Raw genomic sequence first — 22,639 nt, forward strand, 5'->3', positions numbered from 1 at the left:
TCATGCTCGAGACCAAGCACCTGACGTCTCGCGAGCCAAGGAGGGCGCGCGGCGCCGCGGGCCCAGGTGCTATTCGGGTTCAGCCCGCGGTGCTAGCGAACTGCTGACGGGTGTGTGTCGCGCTCACCCATCCCACCACAACAACGATCGCGGCGACGAGGAGCGCGCTCACCAGCCCAGTGCCGACATCGAGTCCGCCGCGGCTGGGGGAGACGGCGACCCAGTCGGCAAAGGAGGCGCCGACGGGTCGTGTGAGGACGTAGGCCGTCCAGAACGCAGCCACCGGACCGAGCACACCGCCGAGCCGGCCGAGGACGACGAGAACCATGAGCCCAACGAAGAGTGCTCCGCCGCCGAAGTAGCCGAGGTGAAGGGTGCTGGCAGCGAGGTCCCCGGCAGCGGTTCCCATCGCGAACGTCGCGATGACGGCGGCCCAGTAGAACAGTTGCCGACGGGTGCTGGTGATGGTGTGCACGTCGACGGTGCCCTCAACCTGTCGCCAGAGGACGAACACGACGATCAGTGCAGCGAGGAAGACGGGTGTCGACACGAGGTAGGGGACGCCGAGTGCGACGTGGGTGACGTCGGCGACCATGGTGCCGAACACGCCCACCATGGACACGGTGCCCCAGTAGAGCCAGGGCCGGTACCGGTCTGCTCGGAGCTGTGCGGTGAGGATGATGGCGAAGAGCGCCGCCGTGATCAGCACCGTCGGGGCGGGGTCGAACCGGGTGACGAGGAAGTCGGAGAGCGCTTCCCCCATCCCCGTGGTGAGGACCTTGATCAGCCAGAACGACGTCGTCGGTTCGGGAACGCGATTCTGCTGGGCCATCGTGCTGCTCAACGCTCTCGGTCCGTCCGCTCGGCGGGGGCAGCGGATGCTTCCCGGTGCTTCCGGGTGACGTGGCGTTTGCGAAGCGCGCCGATGACGATGGGGAGGACCGAGACCAGGATGATGACGATCATCAGCGCGTCGATGTTGTGCGCGATGAGCGGGATACCGCCGAGGAGCACGCCGACGACCGTCAGCCCACAGGCCCAGGAGATCGCGCCGATGAGGTTGAACAGCAGGAAGCGTCGGTAGTGCATCTGCGCGGTGCCCGCCGCGAGTGGCACGTACGTTCGGACGATCGGAACGAAGCGGCCCAGCACCAGGCTGAGGCCACCCCACTTCGTGAAGAACGCTTCCGCCTCGTCAAGGCGGGCGGTGGTGAGGACGCGGGCGTCGTCCTTGAACAGCCGCCGACCGTAGCGTTTGCCGATCCAGTACCCGACTTGGTCGCCCGCAATCGCGGCGATCGATGCGACGACGGCGACCTGCCACGGTGTGACGCCGAGCGTGCTGCTGATGATCGCGGCGGTGACGAGGAGGGAATCGCCGGGCAGGAAGGGGAACAGCACGCCGGACTCGATGAAGATCAGTACGGCGATGCCGGCGAGGACATACGGGCCGAGAGCGTGGAGGACGGACGCGGCGTCGAACAAGCTGACGGCGAGCGGAAGGGTGTGCAGCACAAGGAGCCTTTCACGGCAGCGCTAGTGCCGCCGCCTCGGCGGCGGCACTAGCCGGAGGGTCAGACGGTGAGGCGGACGTTCTGCGCAGAGGCGTCGCGGCGGAGGCGGATCACGAGGTAGCTGATGATCGCGGCGATGACGACGAAGAACACGACGCTGGTCGTGATCGTCCCGATGCCCAGGCCGCCGTCCTTCGTCGACGCCGACAGCAGGTCGCCGGTGGATGCTCCGAGCGGACGGGTGAGGATGTAGGCGATCCAGAAGCAGAGGACCGGTCCGCGGCGGCCGATGAACCAGACGGCGGCAGTCAGCGCGATGGCTCCGGCGAAGAGCAGCAGGGACGGGAAGTAGCCCAGCCCAGTCTGTTCGGCGATGAGGTCGCCGGCGGCGGTACCGAGGGCGAAGGTGAACAGGATCGCGAGCCAGTAGAACGCTTCGCGGCGGACGGTGTCGATGCTGTGGATCGAGAGGGTGCCCTCGGTGCGGTACCAGATGGTGAACACGGCGAGCAGTGCGACACCGAACACGGCGGTGCTGACGGCGAGGGGGACGCCGAGGCCGTCGGTGAGGTTGTCGGTGACGCAGGTCCCGACGATGCTGATCAGCACCACGGTGACCCAGTACAGCGGTGGCCGGTAGGCGCGGGCCCGGAACTGCAGGACCAGGAAGACGGCCAGCGCGACTGCCATGATCAGCGTCGTCAGGGGCAGCCCCAGTCCGACGGTGTCGCTAAGGAGGTCAGCGGCGGTTTCCCCGACGGTGGTGGCGAGGACCTTGATGATCCAGAACGATGCGGTCGGGTCCGGCACCTTGTTGGCGCGTGTCCGGGTCGGCAGCGGCACTGCGGGCGAGTGGGACATGGTGTTCTCCTCGTCGGGACGGGCCGAGCCGCGGGATTCGCGGAACCGGCGATGCACCGACGGTAGGAAGGTGCGCGCAAGACTTCACCAAGAATCGCGTCTGGGACTCGGGCTGGTACTTTCTTGGCGGTTCCTTGGCTGGCTGCGGTGAAGATCGATTCGCCCGATGCTGCTCTGAGCGAGGCAGGATCGAGCCAACACGGTGACGCCGGAACGCATCCCCCCTCGCGTTCCGGCGTCACTTGTACGGAAGGGATCAGATGTCAGTTGGATGGCGGTCAGCAATCGCAGACACGGTGACCAGGTGGTCGTTCCGGTCCAGTTCGGAAGCCGACCCGGACCGGTTGGCGTACCGCCGGTCAGTGATCGGCATTGCGCTCCGCGTCGCGATCGTCTCGGCCGCGCTCGTCATCGCGATCATCGTCCTCGTCGTGGCGTACGTGCTGTGGCAGCTGACACCGAACCAGCTGCACGAGCGCCCCGGGCCGACAGATATCCACATCTACCTCGACACCGTCGACCTCAGCATCGCGGTAATCGGGGTCGGCGGTCTCGCGATCGTGCTCGCCGGTATCGCCGCGTGGCTGATTGCCCGCCGCGCAGTCCGGCCGATTGCCGACGCCGCACGGATGCAACGCACCTTCGTCGCTGACGCCAGCCACGAGCTGCGCACCCCGCTGACGGTGCTCAACGCCCGCGTGCAACGCCTGCAACGCATGACCCCGGCAGACGACCGACGGCGCGCCGTGGTTGACGAGCTCCGCGGGGACACACAGATCTTGATCGACATCGTCAACGACCTCCTCGAAGCCGCCGCCGGAACAGTGGACGCCGAGGGCAGCGTCGACCTGCGGGCGGCGATGGAGGCGGTGCACCGTGACATGCGCGTCCTCGCCGCCGACCGGGACGTTCATCTCGACGTCGATCCGATCGGCGTCCACGTGCGCGTCTCGGAGACGCAGCTCCACCGCTGTCTCGTCGCACTGACCGACAACGCCATCGGCCACACACGCCCTGGTGGCCAAGTCCACGTCACCGCGACGACGACCGGAAACCGCGTCACGATCCGCGTCACAGACAACGGACCCGGCATCGGCGGCATTGAACCGGCAAGGGTGTTCGATCGCTTCGCCCACGGCACCCCAGTCGAAGCAACAGGGACGACGACGAGCACCCGTACCGGATATGGCATCGGGTTAGCGTTGGTCCGCGACATCGCCGTGCGAGCCGGCGGCGACGCGGTCGTCGAACGCACCGACAGCAGTGGGACCGTGTTCGCGTTGCACCTCCCGATTGCCGCTGACAGCGCACCGGATCACGATCGGAAGGCCCGCGCATGATGCCCCGACTCCTCCTCGTCGAGGACGACCCCCGCCTCGGCCCGCTCGTCGCCGATGAGCTAGGTGAGCGGTGGAGCGTGACGCTTTGCGCTGACGGGGAATCGGCGCTCGAGACTGCCGCCGCGGAGTACTTCGACGTCATGGTCATCGACCGTCGGCTCCCGGGTATCGACGGCACCACCGTCGTCGCGACTCTCCGCCAGCAACGCATCAGCACGCCCGTGCTGATGCTCACCGCCCTCGGTGAAGTCCACGACCGTGTCTCCGGGCTGGATGCCGGCGCCAACGACTACCTCGTGAAGCCGTTCGACTTCGACGAGCTCGCCGCCCGACTCCGGGCCCTCACCCGCGACTACACCGGCGTCGGCACCAGCATCGACATCGGCGGGTGGGCGTTCTACCCCGACGATCACAGCATCACGTCTCCGTACACCGGCCGCGTGATGTTGACCGAGAAGGAGACCGCGCTGCTTCGGCTCCTCGCGAACGACCCGTCACGTGCGTTCACACGGCAGCATCTGCTGTCCGCGGTGTTCGACAACGGTGAGCAGCTCGGCACGGTCGACACGTACGTGCACTACATCCGGCGGAAAACCGACCGAGACCTCATCAACACCATCCGCGGCGTCGGGTATCGGCTCGGCACCCCGGCCTAACTTCGCGCCTCAGTCGTCAAGGAACGTTTCCTGCTCCACTTCTGACGCCACCGCGAGCAGCGCAGCCCCGACCGACCCGACGACCACCAACAGCGACACGATGACCACTGCGAGGACAACCCACACACCCAAGAGAACCACCTCCGAAAACCACCTTCAGAGCAAGCCGCCAAGGATTCACCCAGACGTCGCCTCCATTTCCCAGCGAGCAACGCAGCGCGACTGACGGTCCGAACAGGGTTGACGGTCAAGGCTTCGCGCGCATGCTTCCATGAGCTCCCCGTCGTCGCCCGCCCTTGAGCGCTTCCTCACCGCTATCAGCGCGGCACGATGAACATCGTCGTGTCCAAGACCTACGACGGACTCGAGCACGTTGCCGCGGCGCCTCAAGGCTCTGAGTTCGACCACCGCATCAACAAGCGAGTCGTCCTACTTTCCCCGAACTGAGATGTCTCAATAGCCGATCCGCTACCGGACTCGGCAGCGTCGCGCACGCGGGTCGCTGGCTACGACCGAGGTCACTGCATCGCTGAGACCCTCCTACGCGCGCTGGCTTCCGGCAGTCTCCGTCTCACATAGCTGGTCCGCGACCTTTCGCACTGAAGGTGCGTCATGCGGACGTGTCACGCGAGCTGCCCGGTCCTGACCTTGCGGGGCAGGACCGTGGCGACACCCGCCCGCGCACACGGCGACAAGTTGCGTGCGAAGGAGACACGTTATTCGCACGGCGACAGAGGTGTCTGGTCGCTTCTACCCCCGCCAAGATGATCCGAGAATGACTATTATCGGAACTGAGATAGTCAGAGGCACAGGCCCGTTCTGAACACGCAATTGGCAGCGAGGCGACGCCGAGCCGTCACGCCGAAGGGAGAGCTGTGCACACGAAGTCCGAGGCGCACCGGTGAACGGCGAGCCGGGGGAGGAAGTCGTCCTAGCCAGCGACGCGCGCGACGATCTCGTCCCAGAGCTCATCGCTGACGACCGGCTGACACGCCGGCCGCTGCGGGCAGTGTCGGGCAAGGCGCTGACCGCCGAGCAGCGCGCGGCCGCCGAGCGCAGTCGCACCGCGGCTGCCGTTCGTCGTGCTGCAGCACGGGGGCCGCGGCCGCCTGTCGTGGCGAAGACGGCTGAGCAGTTCGCCCTCGAGGCGAAGTCCGAGAGCACGGTGCGCGCCTACCAGAGTGATCTCCGTCAGTTCGCGCGCTGGCTCGCTGGCTTCGAGGACGACGAAGTGCATGATCCAGCCGACATCGCCGGCGTGCGCACAGCGCCGCGGACGCCCAAGGAGGTTGCTGACTTCCTGGCGGCCAAGGCTGCCTCGGAGGTGTCGCCAGGGGTCCGCCGCTATGTGCCGTCGACGATCGCGCGGTACCTCGCCGCGATCAACTGGGAGCACGAGCGCCGCCACTTCGATCCGCCCGGGAAGCACCCGCGCGTCCGCGACACCATGCGGGGCATCCGTCGCGATGACCCACCACCCGTCGAGCGTGCCGCTCCGCTGACGCTGAAGCTCCTGCAGCGCACCCTGCGAGCGATCGACCTCACCGACTTCCAGCGTGGCGCCATCAACACCCGCGACTACGCCCTGATCCTGTTCGGCTTCGTCGGTGCGTTCCGTGAGAGCGAGCTCGTCGCAACCGACGTCAGCGACTACCGCCTCGTGCCCGACGAGGGCGTCCGCATCCGGATGCGTCGATCGAAGACCCGGCAGGAGGGCGACGGACCGCCGAAGGTCATCCGCTTCGGCTCGAACCCGCTGACGTGCGGGCCCTGCGCGTTCGTGCGGTTGTATCGGCTACAGGTCGAGCAGCATCAGCGCGGAGAGGCTGGGATGTTCGCTGTGCTCAAGGACGTCGCGACCGACGTCCACATCTGCGACGAGGGACTGCCACCGCACGAGGAACGTCTCGACCCCGCCGCGCCGTTCTTCCCAGCGGTGAGCAAGTGGGGCTTCTTCCGCGAGACCCGGCTCACCCCGACTGCCGTCGGCAAGGTCGTCCAGTCCCGGATCTGGAAGGCCGGCCTGAACGCCGCCGGCTTCAGCGGACACTCGATGCGCGCCGGTTTCATCACCGAGGCGCGCAACGCCGGCGCGACCGACGACGAGATCATGAACCAGACCGGCCACAACTCTGCAGCGACGCTGCGGATCTACGACCGCGAGTACGCGCCGCTGGTGCGCAACGCCTCGACCCGGATCAAGCTGTGACCGGGACGCCGCAGCTCGAGCGGCACTGGGCACGCTTCGAGGCCTGGTGCACGGCGTCGGGGCGGGACGCCCTCCCGGCGACGCCTGAGACAGTCGAGGAGTTCCTCGTGCTGTTCCCCGGGTCGAAGACGCAGCAGCGCATCCGACGCCGGGCGATCGCCGTCCAGCACCTCGCCGCGGGGGAGCCGTCCCCGATCATCGTGCCGCCGTCGGATCGTGTCTGGAAGGGAGAGGCGTCAGTCGCGGACGTCGAACGGGCGCTGGCGGAGATTCCGAAGTACCGACACCCTGTCGGCCTCCGGGGCCGGCGTGACGCCTTCCTCGTGGTCCTCGTCGGGTTCCTGCAGCTGAGTCGCCAGGAGGCCCGGAACATCTCGCCCGGGCTGATCGAGCTCGGCAGCATCGTGAAGATCCACGGCCGCGTCATCCCCAGCAGCGACGACCCGGTCACGTGCCTGGCTTGCGCCGTCACACGCTGGCTCCGGGTGGTCGGGAACGCCTACCTCGGCCATCAGCACGAGACCCGGGCGCTCCTGGACTCGACGAAGGCTGATCTCTCCGAGCACGACTGCGGCCGCCCCGTCACCGAGCCGTGGCGCCGTGCGGTCAAGATGCTGCTGTCGCTCGACACCTACGGCTGGGCCAGGACGGACGTGCCGCTGTCGAAGCGGTCGGTCACGTCCATCGTCCCGGCCAGGCGTAGCTCGTCCGGGTTCGTTGAGGACGTCGGGCCGCACACTCGGAAGCCGAGCCGTTTCGACGCTCTGAGCGCCGCCGAGACCTACAAGGAGGCCGGCGAGCTCGAGGTGCGGGCGGCCGCAGCGTTCGCACGATCCGCCGAGGTGCTCGCGGAGGCCCACCGGCTCGGCCTGGCGATCGACGACCTGTTGGTGCCGATGCCCGACGACGACGATGGCTGGTGAAAGATGACGCCCCGCCGACCGAAGCAGGCGGGGCGTCCGGCCTGATCTAGATCAGGCCGGGGAGAGCCTCGAGGACGACCAGTACGACAGTGCACACCATGGTGATCACTGCCCCCAGTCGACTCGACGTCCGCGATGCCGGTCATGATTCCTCATGGCATCACCTCCCATCGTGTCGACGCCCACGGACACGAGAAGCGGGGAGGCCAGGGATGCCCATGCGTCGCAGATTGCAAGCTGTTCTCAGGCTCCGCGCACGCTCGACCGCGTGATGAAGCGTGCTTTCTGGTCTCTCTACGGGTGTGAGTAGCGAACGGTTTCGGTGGAAGGTTGTTCTCGAGGTTGATGGCGTGGTTTGCCAGACCATCGTGGAAGCGGCATCTGTGTGGGACGCGGTGGTCGAGGCGAGGGGTGCCGACGCGGGCGCCCCTCGGCTGCTGTTGGTCACCGATGCGCAAGAGTAAGAGCAGGGAGTTCGACCGCGCGCTGCGCGATGCGATCGTCGATGAAGCAGTCGGTGCGTTGCCGGTTGCGATGACGGTTGAGCAGTTCCAGGAGCTCGTGGCGGCCGCGCCTGCTGACGCCGCGCTGTGGGAACGGCAAGGGCGGTTGCGGCCGGTGATGGTGGCCGGACGCCGGTATGTGTTCCCTGGGCTGTTGCGGGCGCTGTTGTTGGAGCGGGGTGTGCTTCGATGTCCGCGATCGACGTCGTGCCCCGCGTTCGCGCGTGGGCCAGGAATCGTGCGGCCAGTGGTGTCGGGGCCGGCGCTGGAAGTGTTCGTCTTCGAGGCTGGTCGCGCTGGTGTCTCGGTTGATGAGTACACCGCCGAGGTGCTGGAGCGATACGCGTTGGATGGGCGTGTGAAAGAGCCGGCAGTGCGGATCCTGCACAACCTGGCTGTTCGGCGCTGGTTCAGTTGGCGACGGTGATCGTTACCGTCGTGCTGGCGCCGTTGCCGTAGGCGACGGTGAGTGTGTGGGTTCCGGAAGGGAGCCCGCCCTGAATGCCGGTGCGGATGTGGCCGCTGAACTGCTGATCGCTGCCGATCGTGATCGTGCGGAGCAGGATGTCGTCGACGCTGACGGCGACGGTGCTTCCCGCCCATCCCCGGATCGTGACGGGGATCGGTCCCCACGGCACGATGTCGCCATCGGCCGGATCGGTGATGGTGGGGACGAACGCGAAGGGGCTGCTGGCGGTCAACGCGGACGTATTGCCGGCGGTATCGGTCGCTATGGCTTGCACGCCCGACGCCGTCGGCGGGAGACCCGGCAGTGTTGCCCGCCACGTTCCGTCTGCTCCGGTGATGGTCTCTGCCTCGAGCGGTTGTCCGGTGGCGGAGATCGCGATCGTGCTGCCGGGTTCTGCTGTACCGGTGAACTCCGGCGCAGCGGTGTCGGTGTCGCGCCAGGTGGTGGCGATCGTCGGTGCTGCCGGCGCAGTCGTGTCGACGGTGATCCACATCGTCGCGGGAGCGGACACGGTGTGGCCGGGAGCGGTCGCGGTGACCGTGACCCGGTGGACGCCGTCGGTTGCGAACTGCAGCTGGGTGCTCCACCGTCCGGCCGCGTCCGTGGCGGTGTCGACTGTTCCGCCACCGGTCTGCAGCACAATGCGACTGTCCGGACTCGCGGTCCCGGAGACATCGACGACGAGGTTTGCGACGAGGAAGGTGCTATTCGTCGGCACGGGGGATGCGGAACGGGGCGTGGGAGTGCTCGGGTCGGTGGGCGTTCCGGCGGGAGGGGATTCGACCGTCGGTACCGGCACCGGCGTTGGCGTCAGGGGACTCGCCGCGGCTGCCTGCACATCGGAATGTGCCTGCTCGTCGGGGGTCGGATCCATGGCCGTGTGAGACCGTCCGCCAGGTGCCGGTGCCGGTGCCGGTGTGATGGGTCGGGGGAGCGCGAGGTGTGGCGGCGTCGCCGGGACAGACCGTGGAACGGTTGGCGCCTCGGGAGCAGTGGGGGCGTCGAGAGCAGCAGCGTGCGATGTGGTCGGGTCGGGACGCTGGTCGTCCAGCAGTGGAGCGGTGACGGCGACCGCGATGGACACGGCGACGGCCGTGCCGCCGGCCACGATCGTGACCACTGCTCCGGCTCGTCGGGGGCCGGTGGGTCCGCGTGCGGGGGCGGCGGATGCTGCGGAGGTCGGTGGGGTAGTGGACGCTGCTCGCGCGGCGGCGAGACCGCCGACGGTTGGGAGGATGGCGGCGGCGATCCTCGCGGCGAGGCGTCTGGCGTCCTCCACAACCGGCGGGCAGTTCGCGCACCCCTGGATGTGTGTTTCGAGGCGGCGTCGGTCTCGGGCGGCGAGCGTTCCCGCTTCGTACGCGCCGAATCCCGCGAGGTGCTGACGGCACTCCTCGGGCAAGTTCTGCAGCGCCAAGTGTTCCTGGACCCATGCCGCGCGGAGTGCCTGTCGCGCTCGGTACGCCAGGGACGACACGGCTCCTGGTTTCAGGCCGACCAACGGGGCGATGTGTCTGGGTCGCATCTGTTCGACGTCGAGGTACCAGAGCACGCTCTGCCATCGTTCTGGTAAGGATCGGAACGCCCGGCCCAGCGTCGAGCGGTCCGCGGCTTGCGCCATCTGGGCTGACGCGTCGACGGCGTCATCCTCCAACGTGTCGAAGTCGATCTCGCGGTCGGTGTTGCGAGCACGCCTCCGGAACTCGTCCCCCGCGAGATTTCGGATCACGGTATACAAGTACGGTCGGAACAGCTCATCCGGCCCCGCGCCGCGGGTGATGGCGCCGATGACACTCGTGAACGCATCCGAAGCGACATCTTCAGCGTCAGATGCGCCGACGAGCGTGCGGGCGTGCAGCACCGCTGAGCGGTGGTGGCGGCGCCAGAGCGCTGCGACCGCCGACTGGTCGCCCGTCCGGGTCGAACTGATGAGCGCGGCGTCACCGCTCACCTCATGGACAACAGGCACGTCTCGACCTCCTCGCGTCCAGGAACGTGTCGCGCCAGCGTGTCCCCCAGACCGAACACACCGACTCCTGACTACGAGTGCCCGCCCGCGGTTTCATCACGCGATTGTGATGACCATGTTGCGAGGCTTCGCCAGAGCCACCAGCTCAGGCGCGTGTGGCTTCGATGATGAGATTCTGGGTTGAGGGTGATCCGTCTGGTCGCTCCAAGCACGTGATCAGCAACAGCCGGTTCGGCGCATCGTGCCACACACGCTCGTCGTGGTCGATCTTGTCCTTTGCCACAAGGGTCGAATTCGACACGGTGTAGTCGACGCCGGCAACTGAAACGACCGCGCCGGCTGGCACGCGGCTCCGCGCATGATCGACATCCGCGAGGTAGTTGCCAGGGGCTACGCCACCCCCGCGCAGCGAGTGCATGACAACGACCACGGTTCCGTCCGCTGCATCCTCGGGACCGACACCCATGTTCCGTACAAGGTAGGCGGATGTGAAGCCGGGTGGTGTGATCCTCCCGCCGACAGCATCCAGCGAGCCGATCGGAACGTCGAGCCCGACGGATCTCACGCGCAGTTGGCCGGCGCCATTCGGCGTCGCATGAGCGTTGGGGATCGGGTTCTCAGACGTTTCAAGACGTACCGGACTGCCGTGCATGTCTTGGACGGGACTCGAGGTGTCCGACTCGGTGCCGTGCACGATTCCGGTCAGTCCCACTACGAGGATTCCCGTGGCCGCTGCGGCAGCGGCCATCGCCAGCACGGGTGACCAGCGCCGTCGACGAGGTCCGGCAGCGCGCATGTTCGAACCTCCAGATACGAGTGCGTTGCGGATAGGTGAGCCGGTGCACGCTTCGGGTGCTATACACCGGCTCACGAGCTGACCTGTTCGTTCGGGTCGACAGATCGGCATGGATGGCTTTGCTCCTGTTCGGGTCTGGGAGCAACGTCATCCGGGGGTACCGGTGGATGCGCTGAGCGCACCCACCGGCTCACTGGACGGCCTGTTGGCTAGGGACCACAGACCGGCCAGGCGCTCTACTCCGGGTTCAGGGATACGGAGCAGAGCCGTCTGGGGCGGGGCGCCGGATCAGCGGCGGGCCCGCCTTGCTTGGGACACCCAGCCAGCCAGCAGGATGAGCAGTGTCAAGCCGCCGGCGCCGACCAACGCGATCGACGGCCACGGCAACCCGTCGTCAACAACGGTGCCCCCGGTTTCGACTGCAGCACCGATCGGCGCCGTGGAAGGCGTCGGCGATCCGGTTGGCGCAGTGGAAGCGGGAGGCGTTGCAGTCGCGGATGGCTTCGGGGTGATCGAGGGGGCCGGCGTCTTGGTCGGAACGGGCGGTTGGCTCGGGGTCGGGGTCGGGGTCACCGTCGGCGTTGGAGTCGGAGTACTCACAGGTGCGGTTCCTGATCCGTTGCCGCCGCCGCCCTGGTGCACCACGGTGCTGGTGACCGGGGTGGAGTCACCACCGTCGATGGTGATCGTCGCTCGGTTCCTGTACGTGCCGGCGAGGCCGCCGTCAGTGACCTTTGTCGCGAAGTGGACGTCGTAAAAGTAGCCCTGCCGCGTGGTGAACGTGACCGTGCCCCCAGCGCTCGCGAAGGCATCGCGTGGCGCTGGGCGCATGCCGGTGATGTTCTCGTGTCCGTCGGAACCGGTCGTCTTCTGATTCGTCTCCCACAGGGCTGGGAAATCGTAGCCGCGGAACTCCGTCACGAACTCCTGGTTCGCCCCCGGCTCGTCGGTGACGGTGACCCGTTGTCCACCGGTCATGCCGTCGGCGCCGGAGCCGACCACGACGGTCCACTCGATCACGCCGTTCGCGGCGTCGTAGTTCCCCCACTTGCCGCTGGTGCGGCCGGTGAAGTCGCAGCCCACGGTGCACACGCCGGTACCCGGGTTCGACGGCGCGGGCTCGACATTGATTGTCACCGCTTGTCCACCGACCTCGTAGGTCGTCGACGTCGCCGCGTCGGTCTGGGTCTGCACCGTGACCCAGAACGAGAACGATCCGTGCAGATCGTTCGGATGTGCTGCGATGTAGTCGCTGTCGACTGCGCAGTTCAGCTGCGTCGTCGACACCGTGCACCGTCCCATCGCCGACCCGTCCGGGGCCAGCAGGGGGAAGCCGTCTGAGCGGCCCTGGAGTGCTTCGGGCAGATCGATGACGAAGCCCGCTGGTGTCGCCGGGTCGTCCGGCAGGGACCACGTTCCGGACAGTTCAGCGGAGCTGCCCGAGGTCACGGTCTCGGATGTGAAGTGCAGCTCGTCGATGGATGCGTTCGTGGTGTAGCCGTCGGCTGCCGATGCCGGCAACCCGGCAGCGACGCCTCCGGCAACGGCGGCGGCGGCAGCCATCGCGGTCGCGATGGTGAGTGCCCCGCGTCGGCGACGCTGGGCAGCAGTGTGATGGTGCATTGGGATTCTCGGGTTTCTGATGGATGTGCTCGCAGCACCATGCGAGCGCGGTTCCACTAGATCGCGATGTTGGGCTTCGGTGCTACGCAGGATGAGTGTCGACGCCACGAAACGTCACGCGGTTCGTCAAAAGTTCTTTTTGGAAGCTGCTGAGTGGGGCGCGGGATCCTCAGCTGGGCTGGGGCGCATCGGGGGCGCCAGTGCCAGTGCCAGTGCCAGTGCGTGTGCCGGTGCCGAGTTGCTGGGCGAACCACACCCGCATCACCCGGTCCTTCCGCATCGTTGTCGGGGCGTCGGAAGAGTAACCATAAAAACGGCTCAACTGCAAGGTTTTTGTTTCGGAGAGCGGTACGCTCGCTTCGTGACGAACGGAAAACGGCGCGGACCGTACGCGAAGACTGCAGCGCAGCGGGAGAACATCCTTGCGGCGGCGCGGCGAAGCTTTGCCAGGTTCGGGTACAGCGGGTCGTCGATGCGTGGCATCGCGGATGAGGCCGGTATGACGTTCGCTGGCTTGCGCCACCACTTCCCGACGAAAGACGAACTCCTGATCGCGGTTCTCGAGCACCGCGATCAGGAGCACCAGGCCCAACAGCGGAAGCTTCACGGGACGGCGTACGTCCGCGACTTGACGCGTCTGCTCATGCAGTCGCTCGGTGAGCCGTCGATCACGGAGGTGTTCACGACGCTCTCCGCCGAGGCGGTGGCGCGGGATCACCCGGCACACGAGTTCTTCACGACTCGGTATGAACGGGTCCGACGTCAGTTCGCGGACGAGCTCCGCCGGGCGGAGGACGAAGGGTGGTCGCCGCGGATCGGCCCGGACGACGCGGCGGTGCTGATTGCTGCCGTGATGGATGGACTGCAGTTGCAGTGGCTTCTTGACGAGCGGATCGACGCGCCGCGGATCTTCGGCGAGTTCATGCATGCCGCGGGTCTTGAGACGGGGGCTCTGGTCACGGCTCCCGCTGGCGCGCCCGAGGAGGCGCAACACGTATCGGAACACCAGCAACAGCCCGATGGCCGCTGACGTGCACGGCGCCGTGTCAGCGGATTTCGCAGCCGTCGCCGACGCGTTCAAAGCGAATTTCGTCCACGGGGCAGAAACCGGTGCCGCGGTCCTCAAGGCAGCGCATCAACCCGAGGTACTTCGATGACGTCCAGCGCGCAGAGCTCGAACTCGCTCGCCAGAGTCGCATTAGCAGTGGCGGCCATCGTCGCGACCACGTACACCCTGCTCGCACAGCTGCTCGTCATCGTGCCGGTGTCGTGGACGAGGCCCCTGCTGCAGTGGGATGTCTCTCAATTCCTGATCATCCTCCTCGGGACGCTGCGCGATGCGCTCGGCGTCTGGAACGTGGTCGTCGGGATCGCCGGCGTCGCTTGCGCCGCTACACTCTGGCGCGCACCTTCGGCACATCGCGGACGCGACCGACCTGAACGGACGGAACGGTCGCGCCGCCGCTTCCCGCTGGTCCTGCTGCTGACCGGGTCAGTCGGAACCCTCAGCGCGATCACGATGACGACCGTCCTCGCGGTGTCGATCGCCTCGCTCGGCGTCTCCTCAGACCCGTTGCTGCCGAAGCTGCCGTTCACCGGACTGAACAGCACCCCAACCAGGACCGTGACGGTGGGCACAGCCGGGCACACCCCGCTCCTGGCGGACCTCTACCTCCCCCACGGGACCGCACCGAAAGCGGGATGGCCCGTCGTGCTCTCCATCCACGGCGGCGGATTCTCCACCGGCACCCGGGGACCGAACGCGTACACGGGATTCCTGCCAGAGCACGGCTATGCCGTCCTCGACGTCGACTACCGCCTCGCCTCCGCGAACTACCACCCATGGAAGACACAAGTCACGGACATCGGCTGCTCACTCGCCTGGATCGGCAAAGCTGGCGTCAAGGAGCAGCTCGATCCGAGCAGGATCGCGACGCTGGGGTTGTCCTCCGGCGGAAACCTCGCCGTCAACGCGGCCTACATGTCCGCGAACCACAACCTCACCTCGAGTTGTGAATCGTCGGGCGCTCCCATGCCCAGGGTGCGGGCTGTGATCGCGGGCTATCCGGCCGTCGACCTCAGCGGCATCGGGAACCGCAGCGCGATCGGCCGTCTCGTTGAGCAGTGGTACGTCGGGGGCACGCCCGCTCAGTACCCGGATCGTTACCGTTTCACGGACTCAGCCACCCACATCAGTGCCCACACGCCTCCGACTCTGGTCTACCAGGGGGCACGTGATCACCTCGTCTTCGCAGACCGTGCACGCCACTTCGCCGACATCCTCACCAAACGTCATGTCACACACCGCTACGTCGAGTATCCCGGCCTGGAACATGGTGCCGGAGATGCGAACGGAACGCTCACTGCTGCCGCAATGTCAAGCCGGCAGCTCACTCTTGATTGGCTCCGACGCCACGACACCTGAACCAACGACCGACCGGCAATCGAAGGATCGGATGATTCAAATCGACCACCTCGACCACCTCGACCACCTCGTCCTCACTGTCGCGTCGATCGATTCGACAGTCGTGTTCTACGAACGGCTCGGTTTTGAACACGTCGTCAAGGACAGTCGGCACGCACTCCGGTTCGGGCAGAGAAAGATCAACTTGCACCAACACGGCCACGCGTTCCCGCCGGCGGCCGCGCACCCACGCCCGGCAGCGGAGATCTCTGCTTCATCGTCGACGCCACCCCAACAACTATCCACGCGGCCATCAGCAGCGCTGGGATCCCGATCGAAGAGGGCCCCGAGGAACGCTCCGGTGCACTCGGACCACTGACCAGCATCTACGTCCGAGACCCAGACCAGAACCTCCTCGAGTCCTCGACATATCAATGACCTGACAGGCCCGTACCTGCTGGGTCTGCCGAATTCACGGTGTCACCGGGCTCGCGTTCCTGGGCTCTGAGACGCCCATCGAGCGGCGTCGAAGACGACCGACTTCATAGGCACCATGAGCACGAGAGGGTGCTGCTGTGGTTTCATTCACGTCGTTCGATGCCAAGGTCGGACACTGCTTCGCGCACCCCAGGCGTGATGAAGGTGCAGACAACACATTCCACGGATGCCGGGTGCGTCAGCGCTCCGACAGCGCGACCGTCTCACTCCCGGTCCTCGTGTTCGACGTGACGGACGGCACCTGCAGTGTCGAGGCGAGCCCCGTGCCGAGGTGGACGAGGGCAGTGCCTGGCTCGATGCGGTTGGAGATCGACGACCGCGAGATCCGGACGCCGATGAGGTCACCGGCGAGCGTGTCCTGCGGGGACAGGAGCGCACCGCGACGGTTCTTCTTGGCGTCGACCTGCCACCCGCCGAACCCGACTGCGAGGCCCGTGGTGTTCCCGCCGAGCAGGAGCCCCTGACGGTTGTCCGCGGCGGCTCGGCCCCACTCGCGCAGCCACTTCGCGGCGGAGCAGTCGATGAGGAGCTCGCCGTCGTCGACGACGAGGACCGTCGGCCTCCCGGATGGCGCGAGGACGGAGGCCAGGTCCTCCACAGTGACGTCGTCGCCGGAAAAAACCGCGCGGACCCCGGGCAGCCCGTCGAGGTCGCGGACCGCCCCCTGGCGTGGTGCGAGTACCACGAGTTCCGTCCCGCTAGCGAGCAGCGACCGCGCCATCGAGGCGAGCATCGTCGACCGTCCAGACCGCGACGGCCCGGCGACGATGAAGGTCCCGCCACCGGTCGACAGGTCGACGGTCTGCAGCTCCATGTCGTCGCCGCCGATCCCGGTCACGGCGACCATCGGCGACAGCGACGGTGCCGACTCGAGCGCGAGTGCCCCGTCGAGGTCCAGGTCCTTCGGCAGGGCGTCGACGCGGAACGGTCGCGGAGACGGCGGCACGACACCATCGGCACGCAGCGATGACGCGAGGTCTCGGACGGCGGCGGTCTGTCCCGCTCCGGAGACATCGGACCCGAGCGAGGCGAACTGCACCTCGATGCCGGAGTCCGCCCGGAAGCCTCGTCCCGCCGGGATCGTCGCGGGGAGCTTGCGGTGGTTGATGCCGCCGAGCGAGTAGTCGAGCCGGTCGGTCAGACGCAGCACGATCTTGTCGTCGGTGAGCGTCGACATCCGTGACGACAGCAACGTCCGGTCGCCGGACACAACGACGTGGATGCCGGCCGCGGCACCGTCACGCAGCAACGCCTGCAGCGCGTCGGTGAGTGCACCGCCGTCGACCTCACCGAGCGATGTGGCGAAGTTCTCCCACCGGTCGACGAGGAGCAGTACGTGCGGCAGGCGTTCGCCCGGCTCGGCGAGGAGCCGCTGCTCGGTGATGTCGGACGCGCTCGCGGCGGCGATGACGTCGTGCCGACGGGCGGTCTCGCGGCTGAGCCGGTCGATGAGCCGCGTCGCGCGCTCCACCTGGGTGCGCTGCACCACCCCGCCGCAGTGCGGCAGCGTCTGCAACGATGCCAGAGCGCCGTTGCCGCAGTCGATCGCGTACAGGTGCAGGTCGGTCGACGGAATCGACGCGGCAGCGGACGCCGCGATGGTCCGCAGCGCCAGCGACCGTCCGGACCCTGGTGCGCCGACGACGTAGAGGTGGTTGAAGCGGTCGAGGTCGATCTCGGCGGCGCGCTGCTCCTGGGTGTCCGGCAGGTCCTCGGTGCCGTAGGGGAAGCGGAGCGCTCCGTCGACCGCGGCGTGGGTCCGTCCGGCCCCGACGGCTGTCGTGCCGACGTCGTCGAGCGGGAGCAGTTCGGGCAGCGGCGGCAGCCACGGACTGTGCAGGTGGCCGATGCCGAGTCGGTCGCGGGCGTCGGTCATCGCGCCGACGAGGACCGATAGGTCGGTCGCGGCGGTCGCGCGGTCGCTTCGGACGGGGCGGGCGGGTGGTGCGGTCGCGAAGTCGCGCCAGTTGAGCACGCGGACGAACGGGAGGCTTGTGGCTGGGTCCTCGTCGCCGGCCCACTTCCCGCCCACGCGCGCGGACTGGAAGGGCACCACGGAGGAGTGCCCGAGGCGCGCGAACGCGCGCCCTGGCACGCTCTTCTGGATGCGTGCGGCGTCGGCGATGTCGATGACGTCGGTGCTCTCCCCGGAATCGGTCATGCGGAGGGCGACGCGCAGGTTCGTGTTCGCGCGGATGTCCGGCCCGACCACGCCGCCGGGCCGCTGCGTCGCGAGGATGAGGTGTACACCGAGCGAGCGGCCACGCTGCGCGATGCCGATCAGCCCGGAGACGAAGTCGGGCAACTCGGTGGCCATCGCCGCGAACTCGTCGATCACGAGCACGAGCCGTGGCATCGCCTCGCCGGTGCCGCCGCGGGCGAGATGGGCCTGGTGGTCCTCGATGTCCTTGACACCGGATGCGGCCAGGATGTGCTCGCGTCGGGTGAGTTCCGCGCGCAGCGACCGGAGTGCACGTTCGACCAGGTGCTGGTCGAGGTCGGTGACCAGCCCGACGGTGTGCGGCAGGTCGGACGCCACGCTGAAGGCGGCCCCGCCCTTGTAATCGACGAGGACGAAGGTCATCTGGTCGGGTCGGTTGCCGAGCGCGAGCGACGCGACTAGGGTCTGCAGGAACTCGGACTTGCCCGAACCGGTCGTTCCTGCGACGAGACCGTGTGGGCCGTCCTTCACGAGGTCGAGCGCGAACGCCCCGTCGATCCCCACGCCCACAACCGCCGACGTCGTCGCTGGGCCGCGCTGCCACCGCTCCGCGACGATCGCCCCGGACGGCTGCGGCAGGTCGACCACGTCGAGCAGCCGCGCAGCGTCGGGCACCAGGCCGTCCCCGTCCGAGCCGCTCGTGTCCCGCAGCGGGGACACGGCACGGGCGACGTCGTCGAACCAGTCGTCCTCGACGCGGTCGGCGAGCACGAGCTCCACGGGCGCGGAGAGCTGCCGCCGCAGGACCAGCTCGGTCTCGGTCCGGTGCGTGACGGTCGCGACGCACTCCTCGGGGAGCTGCCACTCCTCCTCGTCGATGCACACCAGTCGGATGCCACACGCCGGCCCGTCGCGGAGCAGTCCCACGACGCCCGGCATCGCACGCAGCCGACGGGCGCCGTCGAGCACGACGACGATCTCCGGCAAGAAGCGCGCGCGCATCGAGCCGTTCTTGGTCCGCTCGGCCCGGCGCTCGGCGAGCACCTGGGTCAACTCGGCCAGTCGACGACCGATGGTCTCGCCGTCCGCGCCGATGAGGGCGAGAGCGTCCTGCCCGCCGGTCGGCCGCATGTGGGGGAGCCAGAGCGTCCATGCCCACTGCGGAACGTGCTGCTGGGCGGTGAGCACGACGAACTGCACCTCGCGCGGACTCTGCGTCACGGCGAGCTGCCCGAGCACCCACCGGCCGAGTTCGCGCGGCGACGCTCCGGCCCCGGCGATGCCGAGCACGCCGACCTCGGCGAGCGGCACGGTTACTGGGACGCCCCTGGTGATCCGGTCCTCGTGCGCGAGGCCGTCGAGGTCGCGGTCGTCCTCGACGGTGACCGTCGAGGGCAGGTCACCGATGCCGATCCGGACGTGCAGGTGGTCGGCGTCCGAGGGGCGCCGCTCCCAGAGTCGACGCCCCGGGGTCGTCGCGACGACGCGCAGCGACCCGGCGTCGGACGATGACGACCTGCGCTCGTCCCGCTCGGCGAGCACCGCGGCGTCGATCGCACGCTCGAGCGCCGAGACCCGCTCCCGGTGCTCTGCGGTCTGCTTCCGGTGGCTCTTCTTGCCCGTCCGTCTGGCGGTGACGGTCTGCCCGATGACCATGATCGGCGTCATCGCGGCGAACAGCAGGTAGAACGGCGAGTGGAACACCGTCGCCATGACGATGCCGAACATCGCCGGGACGAACACCATGATCCACGGGATCGCGGACCGCTGCGGCGGCACGGGCGGCTTCGGGATCCGGAACTGCGTCGTCAGAAACGGGGGCAGTAACCGGGGAGGCCGGTTGAAGTCCAGCTGTCCCGAGTCCGGCGGCCGGAGCAGCATGCGATCCACGACCTCGACCGGGCGCACCGTGAGGACGGTCGAACCGAGGCGCACGAGCGCGTCGGGGACCCAAGCCATCCACTCGTCGCCGATCTCGTCCTGCTCGATCGTGACCGAACCGGCTGAACCGATTACCGGCTCGTCCGTCGGTGCCTGCCGGACCGTCACGCTCCCGTCGAAGGCGATCCGGGCCTCCAGTCCGGGGTGGTCCGCAGCGTCCGCGCCGACCGTCGGCGACCCGTCGTCAGCGGCTGCGATCCGGAACGTGCCCGGCGAGAGCCGACGCGTCCGGCCTGCGTCGACACCACCGACGACCAGCAGGTGGACGACCCCTCGCTCCGTCTCGGGGCGGTCCGGTCCGCCGACGTGCAGCACCGCACCGTCGACCAACCCGCTCCTGGCGAAGGGGACGTCGCCGTCGGGTGCGTCCTGCGGCATCGCTGCGCCGCCGGTGCGGCGAGCGAGCGCGTCGACGACACTGCGCATCGGGGTCTGGCCCGGTGCGTCGACGAGCACGTCGGAAGAATCGCCTGTGACGTCGTCGACGACGGTGACGACGACGCGCATCAGGCGTCCGCCTCCATCGGGAGCACTGTCGGATCGAGCTGCGTTGATGCCGCAAGGGGCCTGGACAGGCCGACGTCCATCCACCGGACCGTCCCGAGGACGTCCGAGACGTGTGTACCGTCGCGGCGGGCCTCGACCGTCCACCGGGCGAGCGGGTGCGGCGCGGCCGCGACACAGGCCCACCGGCCACCCGGCCGCTCGAGGAGCCGGGCGAGCTCGCGACCGTCCTCCCCGGACGGCACCTTCGCCACGACCAGGAGGCCCGGGGTTGCGTCCGCCGCGACGGCCGCGATCGCGTCGTGCACCGACACGGCCACACCGAACGCGGAGCCGGTACCCACGCTGAGCGAAGCGGTCCCCGTGGCCCACGGAGCGGTGCGAACCTGGTCGACCACGCGGCGGAGCACCGCGTCCCGTGCGGCCTGCTCACCCCGGAGCGCGACGATCCCGCGCACACGACGCAGGTCGACGAGGACGTTCTCGTCACCATCGGTGCCTAGGGAGACCACCGTGGCGAATTCGCTCGGGGCCGGTGCGGTGAGCGGCACGGCCTGCAGCGCCCACATCGGGGCCGACCACGAACGGCCGTCCGGGGTCGCGGCCCACGGCTGCGGCGGTGCGATAGTCGGGGAAGCGAGGTCGAGCCGCACGGTCGTGCCGACCAGGATGCGGACCGCGCCGGGGAAGACGACCCCGGCGGCTGCGCACGAGGCGTCCACCGCGCGGAGGACCCGGTCGATGCCCCACGGCGCGGCCGGGTCACGGCGGACCTGATCGGCCCACGCGAGCGCGTCGGTCGCCGTGCGCCGACGGACGGTGATGATCGTCGGGATCACGAAGGCCAGGGTCCCGAGGAACAGCACGACCGACATCGTCAGGAGCAGGTGCGACTCGGGGTGGGCGAAGGACCAGGTCACGCGGCTCCTCCGAGCTCGGCCAGACGGCGTTCGAGGGTGGTCGGTTCGGCTCCGGGGACGTCGGTCCACCGGAACGTGGTCATGATCGCGTCGAAGAGCGAGACGAGCGCATCGGTGAGCCGCTCGTCGGTGCCCGGGAGGCAGATCGCCGAGAAGGACATCACGACCCATCGGCCGGGCCGATGCGGGACCGGGATCGTGTACACGACCTGGCGGTCGTCCACGACGGGCAGGTCCTCGCCGATGCTGGGGAGCTCGGCGCCGGGGTCGGCGCGACGGACCACCGTCTCCGTGCGAGCGGCGATGCCGCCGTCCACCTCGCGGATGCCGGGGTCGTCCTGCTCCCGACGGTCAGGCAGGGCATCGGCGAGGATCTGCGCGATCACCTGCTCCGGGGCCTCGTCGGACTCGTCGTCCACCTCAGTCTCGATGACGGACACCGGGGGCGTGAAGCTGTCGACGGGCTGCACGGGCAGGTACACCGCCGTCGCGCCGTTGTCGCCGGCCTCGACCACGGTCGCGGTCAGGCGCTTCCGCATCTCCTGCCGCAGCGGTTCGGCACGGTCGCGGGGCAGGTCGCCCGGGAGCGCGTTGGCGATCACCTGCCGGACGATCTCACCGAGTTCTTCGCGATGGGGCACGTCTGCGGGGAGCCGAGCCCACCCCGGCGGGACGACCATGAAGAAGGACGCGGTCGGTTCGGTCATGCGGCCACCTCGTTCCGGATCGCAGCGAGCAGGTCGACGACCTCTGGTCCGAACACCGGGACAACGTCGAGGTCCCTGGTGCGCCAGAGGACGCGGGTGTCGACGGCGGGGCCGTCTCTACCGCCTTCCCGCCGGACCGCACACACCGTCGCCCAGATCGCGCCGTCGTCGTCGAGGTCGTACCGGGTGACGACCGGCCCCTCGCCCCCGACGTGCTCGGGAAGCTCGTCGACCGCGGGCTGCTCCACCGGGAGCCCACCATCGGCACCGGCGAGCTCGAGGAGCGCGCGGGTGCCGCGTGCGTCGTCTCCGTCGGTGACCCCGACCGAGACCACGACGGGGAGCGGCCACCGGTTCGGGACACCGAGACCCGCGACGAGCCGGTCGCCGCCGTAGAGCGAAGCGCGGAACTCGAGCAGGGTGTCGAGTGCCGTCTGCGGGTCGACCTCCCGCCCATCGTCGAAGATCCGCTGCTCGCCCTCGGCCTCGCCGTCCACGTGCACGATCGCCTCGAACAACCGCAGCACCTCGGCACGCCACTCGGGGGTCGCGTCGGCGACGTCCGGGATGACGAGCCACTGCGGGGACTCGACGTCGATGCTCGACGTGACGGCGGGTGCTGCTGTGGTCATTGCGCTGCT

17 protein-coding genes are annotated in these 22,639 nt (G+C 68.5%); 7 read left to right on the plus strand and 10 right to left on the minus strand.

Annotation, left to right across the window (positions count from 1 at the left end):
- Positions 1-79 precede the first annotated feature (79 nt).
- The 3 genes from BR70_RS0117440 to BR70_RS21640 form a co-directional block, all read right to left on the minus strand.
- On the minus strand, positions 80-832 hold the full coding sequence (locus BR70_RS0117440) for a COG4705 family protein (RefSeq protein WP_051597066.1): 753 nt from the start codon (positions 830-832) through the stop codon (positions 80-82).
- An 8-nt stretch (positions 833-840) separates the two neighbouring features.
- Positions 841-1,485, minus strand: a complete 645-nt coding sequence (locus BR70_RS0117445; protein ID WP_231495724.1) for a DedA family protein — start codon at positions 1,483-1,485, stop codon at positions 841-843.
- Positions 1,486-1,574: 89 nt separating this feature from the next.
- A complete protein-coding gene (locus tag BR70_RS21640) occupies positions 1,575-2,375 on the minus strand; it encodes a COG4705 family protein (RefSeq protein ID WP_035809596.1) in 801 nt (266 codons plus the stop codon).
- Between the two features lie 362 nt (positions 2,376-2,737).
- On the opposite strand from BR70_RS21640, the gene BR70_RS21645 reads away from it, so the two are divergent.
- The 5 genes from BR70_RS21645 (at position 2,738) to BR70_RS0117480 (ending at position 8,433) form a co-directional block, all read left to right on the plus strand.
- The gene (locus tag BR70_RS21645; protein WP_051597067.1) at positions 2,738-3,715 is read left to right on the plus strand and encodes a sensor histidine kinase; all 978 of its coding nucleotides are present in this window, start codon (positions 2,738-2,740) and stop codon (positions 3,713-3,715) included.
- Positions 3,715-4,371, plus strand: a complete 657-nt coding sequence (locus BR70_RS0117460; RefSeq protein WP_231495725.1) for a response regulator transcription factor — start codon at positions 3,715-3,717, stop codon at positions 4,369-4,371. Before BR70_RS21645 ends, BR70_RS0117460 begins: the two co-directional genes overlap by 1 nt.
- Positions 4,372-5,485: 1,114 nt before the next feature.
- Entirely contained in the window at positions 5,486-6,580 is a 1,095-nt protein-coding gene (locus BR70_RS0117470) for a site-specific integrase (RefSeq protein ID WP_155896931.1), read from the plus strand.
- Positions 6,577-7,503 (plus strand): hypothetical protein, encoded by a 927-nt coding sequence (locus tag BR70_RS0117475; RefSeq protein ID WP_027467094.1) that lies wholly within the window; start codon positions 6,577-6,579, stop codon positions 7,501-7,503. Before BR70_RS0117470 ends, BR70_RS0117475 begins: the two co-directional genes overlap by 4 nt.
- 450 nt (positions 7,504-7,953) lie before the next feature.
- Entirely contained in the window at positions 7,954-8,433 is a 480-nt protein-coding gene (locus BR70_RS0117480; RefSeq protein WP_027467095.1) for a hypothetical protein, read from the plus strand.
- On the opposite strand, the gene BR70_RS22970 is transcribed toward BR70_RS0117480, so the two are convergent.
- The 3 genes from BR70_RS22970 to BR70_RS22620 all read right to left on the minus strand — a co-directional run bounded on the left by BR70_RS22970 (position 8,417) and on the right by BR70_RS22620 (position 12,971).
- Positions 8,417-10,444 carry a sigma-70 family RNA polymerase sigma factor gene (locus BR70_RS22970; protein ID WP_081827440.1) on the minus strand — a complete coding sequence of 676 codons (2,028 nt, stop codon included), beginning with the start codon at positions 10,442-10,444 and terminating at the stop codon, positions 8,417-8,419. The genes BR70_RS0117480 and BR70_RS22970 overlap by 17 nt on opposite strands.
- A gap of 145 nt (positions 10,445-10,589) precedes the next feature.
- A complete protein-coding gene (locus BR70_RS22975) occupies positions 10,590-11,240 on the minus strand; it encodes a class F sortase (RefSeq protein ID WP_081827441.1) in 651 nt (216 codons plus the stop codon).
- 288 nt (positions 11,241-11,528) lie between these two features.
- Entirely contained in the window at positions 11,529-12,971 is a 1,443-nt protein-coding gene (locus tag BR70_RS22620; RefSeq protein ID WP_155896932.1) for a hypothetical protein, read from the minus strand.
- A gap of 253 nt (positions 12,972-13,224) precedes the next feature.
- Between BR70_RS22620 and BR70_RS22980 the strand changes: the two genes are divergently transcribed.
- On the plus strand, positions 13,225-13,893 hold the full coding sequence (locus BR70_RS22980; RefSeq protein WP_197019667.1) for a TetR/AcrR family transcriptional regulator: 669 nt from the start codon (positions 13,225-13,227) through the stop codon (positions 13,891-13,893).
- A 174-nt stretch (positions 13,894-14,067) separates the two neighbouring features.
- Entirely contained in the window at positions 14,068-15,288 is a 1,221-nt protein-coding gene (locus tag BR70_RS21660; protein ID WP_051597070.1) for an alpha/beta hydrolase, read from the plus strand.
- Between the two features lie 655 nt (positions 15,289-15,943).
- On the opposite strand, the gene BR70_RS21665 is transcribed toward BR70_RS21660, so the two are convergent.
- The 4 genes from BR70_RS21665 to BR70_RS21670 are packed head-to-tail and all read right to left on the minus strand — an operon-like array spanning position 15,944 to position 22,630.
- The gene (locus BR70_RS21665; protein WP_051597071.1) at positions 15,944-20,374 is read right to left on the minus strand and encodes an FtsK/SpoIIIE domain-containing protein; all 4,431 of its coding nucleotides are present in this window, start codon (positions 20,372-20,374) and stop codon (positions 15,944-15,946) included.
- Positions 20,374-21,291 carry a hypothetical protein gene (locus BR70_RS0117510; RefSeq protein WP_027467097.1) on the minus strand — a complete coding sequence of 306 codons (918 nt, stop codon included), beginning with the start codon at positions 21,289-21,291 and terminating at the stop codon, positions 20,374-20,376. Before BR70_RS0117510 ends, BR70_RS21665 begins: the two co-directional genes overlap by 1 nt.
- Positions 21,288-21,998, minus strand: coding sequence for a hypothetical protein (locus tag BR70_RS0117515; protein WP_027467098.1), 711 nt, complete (start codon positions 21,996-21,998; stop codon positions 21,288-21,290). Before BR70_RS0117515 ends, BR70_RS0117510 begins: the two co-directional genes overlap by 4 nt.
- Positions 21,995-22,630: a hypothetical protein gene (locus tag BR70_RS21670; protein ID WP_035809358.1), complete on the minus strand. Its 636-nt coding sequence runs from the start codon at positions 22,628-22,630 to the stop codon at positions 21,995-21,997. Before BR70_RS21670 ends, BR70_RS0117515 begins: the two co-directional genes overlap by 4 nt.
- Positions 22,631-22,639: the final 9 nt, after the last annotated feature.

This window comes from Curtobacterium sp. UNCCL17 (genome assembly GCF_000686685.1).
GTDB lineage: Bacteria > Actinomycetota > Actinomycetes > Actinomycetales > Microbacteriaceae > Curtobacterium > Curtobacterium flaccumfaciens.